Origin of the sequence: Pseudomonas sp. (assembly GCF_026224925.1) — a bacterium.
GTDB lineage: Bacteria > Pseudomonadota > Gammaproteobacteria > Pseudomonadales > Pseudomonadaceae > Aquipseudomonas.
On record NZ_JAMFRV010000570.1, the window covers coordinates 1 to 7,403 of the forward strand.

General features: G+C 54.3%; 5 protein-coding genes. 1 reads left to right on the plus strand and 4 read right to left on the minus strand.

The genetic code is table 11. The features are described 5' to 3' along the window. The 3 genes from M0974_RS23865 to M0974_RS23875 all read right to left on the minus strand — a co-directional run. On the minus strand, window positions 1-2,315 hold a 2,315-nt coding region (locus tag M0974_RS23865; RefSeq protein ID WP_297842751.1), incomplete at its 3' end, for a helix-turn-helix transcriptional regulator. A gap of 159 nt (window positions 2,316-2,474) precedes the next feature. Next, the gene (locus tag M0974_RS23870) at window positions 2,475-3,842 is read right to left on the minus strand and encodes a DUF1329 domain-containing protein (protein ID WP_297842753.1); all 1,368 of its coding nucleotides are present in this window, start codon (window positions 3,840-3,842) and stop codon (window positions 2,475-2,477) included. Window positions 3,843-3,864: 22 nt separating this feature from the next. Beyond that, complete coding sequence (locus tag M0974_RS23875) at window positions 3,865-5,661, minus strand: DUF1302 domain-containing protein (protein WP_297842756.1); 1,797 nt, start codon at window positions 5,659-5,661, stop codon at window positions 3,865-3,867. A 685-nt stretch (window positions 5,662-6,346) separates the two neighbouring features. On the opposite strand from M0974_RS23875, the gene M0974_RS23880 reads away from it, so the two are divergent. Beyond that, window positions 6,347-6,742, plus strand: coding sequence for a hypothetical protein (locus tag M0974_RS23880; protein WP_297842759.1), 396 nt, complete (start codon window positions 6,347-6,349; stop codon window positions 6,740-6,742). Window positions 6,743-6,815: 73 nt separating this feature from the next. Here M0974_RS23880 and M0974_RS23885 read toward each other — a convergent pair. Beyond that, window positions 6,816-7,403: hypothetical protein (locus tag M0974_RS23885; RefSeq protein WP_297842761.1), on the minus strand; the 588-nt coding region annotated here is incomplete at its 5' end.

Here is a 7,403-nt window from a genome sequence, read left to right on the forward strand (position 1 = left end):
ATTGATGGCTGGCGAAGCCTTAGCTCGCGCAATGGTTGCTGCAGATTGAAACGGCCGATCAGCGTCAGTCCTTCGTCCAGACAGGCGTTGGCCGTTCGGTTGTCACTCTGCAAAAAGGCCACTTCAGCCATTGCCAGATAGAGCTCGGTTTCGAGGCTGTGCATACCTTGCTGATTAGCCTGACGTTGCAGCGCTTGCAATCGCTGCATCGGCTGCTCAGCCTGGTTTAAATAGACTTCCGCCAATACCAATAAGTATTCAATATGCGGGATCAATTCCAGGGTTGCCGGGGGCGCATGTTTCGCTGGCGCACTGCGCATGTAAAGCAATACTTTGACCAAGGCTTCCCGGACTAACCCCGGACGACCTTGTTGCAGCCAGAAGTGACTACTGACTTGCAGTAACACCCCTCTCCAGCAGTAATCCGGCACATGATTTTGCTGCATCACCCGCTCTGCATCACGCAACCAGACAAAGGCCCGGGCATAGTCCGCCTGATTAGCCTCCAGTATCGCCAAACCCAAGAAACCAAACAGCGCTAACTTGTCTTTACTGCGCAGGCATTGTTCTAGCCCAGTCTGGAAATGCCTTCGTGCGCACTGATCCAGCCCCTGACGCAAGGCCAGACGACCACGACGCAACGAAATTCGGCCCAACAGCGGACCTGCAACTGCATGCTGGGATAGCAGTAACTCGTGTACTTTTTGCAGCGTGCTTTCACTGCGTTGCAATGCGCCACGCTGTTCCAGCAATTGTGCGTGATCCAGTTCCAATAACGCCTCAAACAGCAAGGACCCTTCACCTCGTGCCAGACACAGCGCCGCGCGGTTGTGCACCAAGGCCTCGTCGAACTCACCGTTAAGCAGTGCTTGTTGGGTCATTCCGGAGAGACACAGCACTCGACAAGACCACGCGTCATGGGCCAGGTGAGCACACGCATCGTGAAAATGTCCCATCGCACCTTCAGCATTGCCCCACAGGTGCTGCAGCCAACCCTGTTGTGTCTGCCAGGCGGCGATGAAGTCGCGTTGTTGCACCGCGCAGGGTTGGGGCAAGAAGCGTCCGAGATGCTCCAGGCAAGCAGCAGCCAGGTCGAAACGACCGGTGTAGATGAGCGCAGAACTGGTCAGTCGGATGAGGTGCGGCGTACCGCGCATCAAGTCAGCAAAACGCTCGTACAGATCGAGCAACAGCGCAATATTCTGGCCCTGTAGCAGGTAGGAAAAATCGTAATGCTGCAGAAGGCTGACCGCAACTTCATAGTGCTCGGCCTGCACGGCATGCTCCACTGCAGACTGCCAATCACCCTCAGCACTGAACCACTGGCAGGCACGACGGTGCCAAGAGCGCCGCTCGGGCCAACCCTCATCGCGCAGGCATCGAGCCAGCGGAGGAAAGACTTGAAGCCACTCGTTATCGTGCTCCCACGGCTCAATAAACCCGCCGATATCTTGCAAAGTCTTCAGCCATTTCCCGCCTTCGCCTGCGCCGAACAAGTGTTCACACAGACTCGAATTAAAGCGCGGTAAATGAGCCAATACTCGCCAGGCTTCTGCCAGTTCCGGATCAAGCCCGGCGAACAGCTCATGCTCAAGGTATTCAAATAGCGTTTGGGAACAGTGTTGCTTGCGCGGCGGCCGTGTGGTGTTTTCAGGCGCAATCCACTCAGCCGGATTCAGCAAGGCGACTCGAACGCCAACGCACCAACCGGCACTTTCCGCCACTATCGCGGCGCCTGCATCTAAGGGCCACTCGGCAGGCTCACTGATCAATAATTGCTCAACTTCAGCAAGATTGAACGCCAGCGCCGGGCCGTCGCGCTCAAACAATTCACCGCTCAGCAGCAACCGTGGCCAGTTGCACATCGGTCGCCGACGCGCAGCTATCCACCAGGTCACAGATGGGCTGCTAATGGTTAGAAAACGATCGAGGCACTGGTCCAGTTCAGGCGCAGGCATGCGGCAATAGTCGTCCAACACGATCCAGCATGGCGATTGCCACTGCACCAAATGATGCAACAAACTGGCTTCATCGCTGCTGGGAAGGCCCAAAGCGTTAGCAAGCTGGACACAAAAATCGGTTGGCGTCTGCGCTTCACCGCCCATAGGCAGCCACGTGATCCGGCAATCTACCGGCGCATGACCAATACATTCGCCGAGCAAGGCGCTTTTGCCGCTTCCCGCTGGCGCACACAGTAGTTTCACTCGGGCGCTGGAGGTCAAACACGGTACGGTTAACCGCTCACGCGACATGTGTTGCGGCGACAGTCGCGGCCTGTAGTCCGGACGGCCCGAATGAACGGTAAAGGCAGTCATGGGAGCGTCCCTTTTATTATTATCACCTTACGCGCCCACACTATGCCGTTCGCCAGCGATGGATGTAGGAATATTCGGCTCAGTGATCATCCTACATAAAAAAAGCCACTTACATTGCTGTAAGTGGCTTCAGGTTTACCGAACTAGCGCTTTAGAGGGTTAGCGGATACCTGCGTTACGCAATGCGTTGGGGGTAAAGTCGGAAACGTGGAATTTCTGATCGAACTGGTAGCCGTGTTTCTCCTCGTTCTTCATGCCCAAGGCGATGTAACGACCGGCGTTCAGGTCATACAGGGCCTCAAGCGTATACGCGGCGGCTTGGCGGGCGTAGTGATACTCCGCATGACCTTCGGCGACACGCCACAGTGCGCCACGACCATCGTAGTGATCGACCAGCGCGACTTGCCAGCTGTCCTCGTCGATGTACATGTGACGCTTGGCATAAATATGGCGCTGACCGGACTTCAAGGTACCGATGACTTCCCAGACCCGGTGCAACTCGTAGCGAGTCAGGTCTTGGTTGATGTGCCCGGCCTGGATCACGTCGCTGTACTTGAGGGTCGGCTGATCCAGTTTGTAGCTATTGTAGGGAATGTACATTTCTTTCTTGCCGACCAGTTGCCAGTCGTAGCGATCAGGTGCGCCAGAAAACATGTCGAAGTTGTCCGATGTACGCAAGCCATCAGCCGCAGTACCCGGCCCGTCATACGCCACTTGCGGTGCACGGCGCACACGACGTTGACCAGCGTTGTAGATCCAGGCTTCGCGTGGCTCTTTCACTTGATCGAGTGTTTCGTGAACCAGTAATACGTTGCCCGCCAATCGTGCAGGCTTGGTCACTTCTTGTTTGAAGTAGGTCAGGATATTGGCACTGGCTTCTTTGTCTATATCCGGGATGTCTTCTGGCGCTCCGATATCCTCTTCGAACGTCACTGAGTCAAACGCACCGTTAGTTTGCGGGGTCACCTGAGTGATGGTGCGGTGTACGTTGCCACCGTGGTAGCGGGTGATGTGGTTCCACAGCACTTCGTTGGCGGTTTTCGGAATCGGGAACGCGTAATAGCGACTCTCGGAAAAGTTGGCCAAGCCATTACCGTCGTTGATCGTGGTTACCGTGGTGGCGCTTTTCTTTGCCAGGTCATAGATCCGTTGCGGCAACGCGAACGTGCGGTGCGTCGTATAGACCGGAATCCTATACGTGTCGGGATAACGCTGGAACATCGCTTGCTGACCATCGGAGAGCTTGTCTTTGTACTGGGCTACGTTGGCGGCAGTGATGACGAACAGCGGTTTCTCATTGGCGAACGGGTCGGACAGAAAGCCTTTGTCATCTACTGTACCGGCGTTGACGGGCAAACCGCCAGTGTAGGCTGGAATGGTTCCGGCAGCGTTACCGGCCATTTCCGCGCCTACGGGGGTCAGACTTTTGCCCAGTTTGGCGGCTTCTTCCGCCGACACCGCGGCCATTACGTTGGCGGCCAACAGGCTTAACGCCAGGACGCCGCATTGCAGGAATATCTTGCGCATAGTCATGTCCTTGTTAAACCGATCAGAAGTTCACGCCGACGCTCAGCGAAACGAAGTCGCGATCGATCAAAGTGTTGTAGTCACCACCAAAGAAGTCGGTGTAGTTCAGGCTCGCGGTGTACGTGTTGCGGTAGTCGGCATCAACGCCGAGGCTGACCGCTTTGGCGCCTTTGTTGAATAGACCGTTGGGGCCATAACCGTTTACGTCATGGGACCAGGACAGGCTTGGCTTTAGGTTCACGCCGGCAAAGACGTTGGCGTAGTCGAGAATTGCCCGTGCGCGATAACCCCATGCAGTCGCCGTCACAAAACCCTTGGTATCGCCGTTGAAACCATAAGCGCCATAGACCGAATCTCGGCCATAACGAAGCTCATCCGTGGACTCTAGACCGCCGACGTGCACGACAGCGGCTTCGCCGACCACGGTCAGACGCTCAGCGCCCAGCACTTGATCGAAAAAGTGCGTCAGGGTCGATTGGATCTGGGTGATCTCTTTGCGCCGATAGCCTTGGTTGTCGGCACCGGGCGAGGTAGCAATCGGTGATGCTGCGCCGCCTGCGATTGGGTTAATCAGCGCCAGGGTCAGGTCAGTGGTGTTGAGTTGTACTGGTGCATTTGGCCGATAGCTGATTTCACCGTTCCAGGCAGTACCCTCAGGCAAGGTGGTGGCAAAACTGGCACCGAACAAACGCACGTTTTCCGGGTACTCAAGGTAGTACTGACCGTTACCGAGCATGGTGCTCTGCGCCAAACCAGCGGCAGCGGTAGCGCCTGCCAGTCCGCCGGCGGTAGCAGCAATGCTTGGGATAGCACTCAACGTCGCCAAACCAGCGGTTTTAGTACTCAAGACCGGCGTACGACTGTGCAGGTTTTCGAAATACAGACCGTACTCCGTAGCGTCACCCAACCAGCGCAATGCGCCACCGAATTGCCCGTTGTTACTCGGATCGCGGCTGCTGCCCCGAGGAACGACCACGCCTTCAGATGTAGTCTGGAAGCCTTGACCATACGCAGCGGCAATCGGCTGTAATGGCGCGATGGCCGGGCTGCCCACGGTGTAGTTGTTGTTACAGCCCTCTGCAACGACGTCGTTACCGAAGAAAGTGCCGCAGTTATCGACCACCGTCTCTTGCCAGCGCACTTGATAAAAACCTTCAACACTCAGCTTGTCGGTCAAACTTTGGGAAGCGAAGACCATGGGAACCGGTATCAGGCCCTCTTTGAGCTCCGCGCCAGGGCGGCGGAACGCAGAAACGTCGATAGGGTTGATCGAGTTAATCGAGTTGCCAATAAATGTACTCTCACCCCAACTAACCACCTGATTACCCGCGCGCACGGTGCCGGGTTGATCGGCGATGGTGTAGTTGTGATAAACGAAGGCATCCAGCAATTGGTAGCCCGACGATTTGGCGGCTTCTTTACGCCCGTCATTGCTGACCTGCTTGAAATCCTGGCTGCTGTTTTCGAGAGCAAAGTCATACCAGTACTTGCCGCGAACGAATATCCCGCTGTCGCCCCACTTCAGTTGCAGGTCATGCACGCCCTTGAAGATCTCCGAGAAGGCATCGCCCTTCTTGAAGTTCAAGCGGTTATCGTCCCCCGTTGATGCCTGGCCTCTACCACCATTCACGGTGCCGACCAAACCCTCATTCGCATTTCGCAACGCAAAACTGGCGCCCAAGGACAGCGAAGAATCGAATTGCCCTTCGATTTCGCCGATGTTGAATGAAACGGCCTGCGCCTGTGCTGTACAGCCCAATGCGACGGCAATCGCCAGCGCCTTTGGCTTGAAGATGGCGCGCATTATTGTTGTTGTCATGCGTCTTCCCCGGTTGATTGCAGAGGAAGATACCCTACCTAGAGCCATCAGGAGCGATAAGCGCACAAAGGAGGTATTTAATCTGTACCTCGAAGGAGTGAATCCCCCATCTGGCCCGGCTCTGGGCGGCGTCATCGACGGCATGGATGACCGATGATTACGGGGTTGGATTGAACTTCTGGCGCCTCCTCGGCCGCCATTGCAGCTCACGAACGGTTTCCCAGCTGAAAATGCTGGTTGTTGCCGTGAACGTAACAGTGCATGTCGCAAATCGCTCTATTTCATTCGCGCTGATTTCTTTATTCTTGTCGGGCTCTCACAGCAACCGGCCAGAATGATTAAAAACGCCAGTTCATGTGTAAGTGTTTTCCTCCCCTGGTTAACCGACGTTGATTTTGAAGCTCCTGGTCTACGTCTTATTTTAGCCGCTGTTAATACAGCGGCTTTTTTTTGTCCGGATTTTATTGACCCTCACGCTCAGAACATCCCTGCGAAACCAAAAGAAGATTCCCACAGGTTTTTTCCTAGAATGTTGTGCACGGAAATTTCTTACACCATTCTCGGCTGCAGGACTACGAGCAACTGTGATTGAACTGTATTTACCAAGTCGGAAGTCAACAAGCGTTGACCCGACATTGGACAAGGCGTGTGCCTTGACACTTTAATAGATCACAGGAGCTTCATCATGAATAAGAAAATTGCTGCACTGGTACTGGCGCTGGGGATGGCGCAGTTGAGCGGAAATGCGATGGCTGAGCCTCAGGGCTGGACGACACCGTTGAATAAAATTTGCTTTATCAACAGTGGCAGTATTTCTGGAGGGACTGCACCAGCGGGGCAGGTGACAGTTGTCTACGGACCCTACACAGCGAAATGTGCGACTACTTATCACAAGTTTCAGCTGGGGTTGGTGTCTGTAAAGGTCCAGCAACTGCAGGGTGGCGCATGGACGGACCGCAGTGGCGCGGTCATGAGCCCCGCTTCGCAATATGGCTCGGGAACCTATCGTCTAGTTATTGATAATACGCGCAAACAAACATCGACTGTGTACGGCGGTGGCACATTCTCCGTGCCGCTCTGACACGCACCTGAAAGGGTAAACTTGGGCCGCTGCTGTTTTGCAGCGGCTCAAGTTAATTATTTTTCGAGAGACCTTATGCTCTTGTATCAATTAGTGACTTCACCTTGGCTGCTTCGGCCCTTTCTTTGATGGCCAGCATAACCACCAGTGCAGTATCCATGCTCACTAGCACTTGCTTGGCAAAACCATGCCCCTCTTCAATGTACTTTTTAGTATCCTCAAGAACGAACCGTAAGTAAGCGAAAGCGTCAATTTTTTTGCCAAAATTAATTTGATTACCCGATGAATTAAACTCACAGTTCATTGCACCTATAATACTGCACACATCCTCATCAATAACGCCTAGTTCAGACAAGGCAACGCTGAGCGCCATCATCTCGCGGGTTGTACTGTTTTCACCGTCAAAAGCAGACAAATCAAAATCCAATCCTTCCAGCTTCACCTCATTGGCGACGGTCTTATCAGCCCAATACTGCCGCGACTTTTGAGCAAGACCAGCTTCCACGGAGGAAAAGGCAGTATTCGTTAATTTGAACTTACTGTCTGGCACATAGACATAATCCGTAAGTCGCATCTGAATAGTTTCAAAATTGTATAGCATACATACCTCCGAACTCAGCAGGGGATGTCCGACATGTCGGATGGACCTCAACAGTCCTGA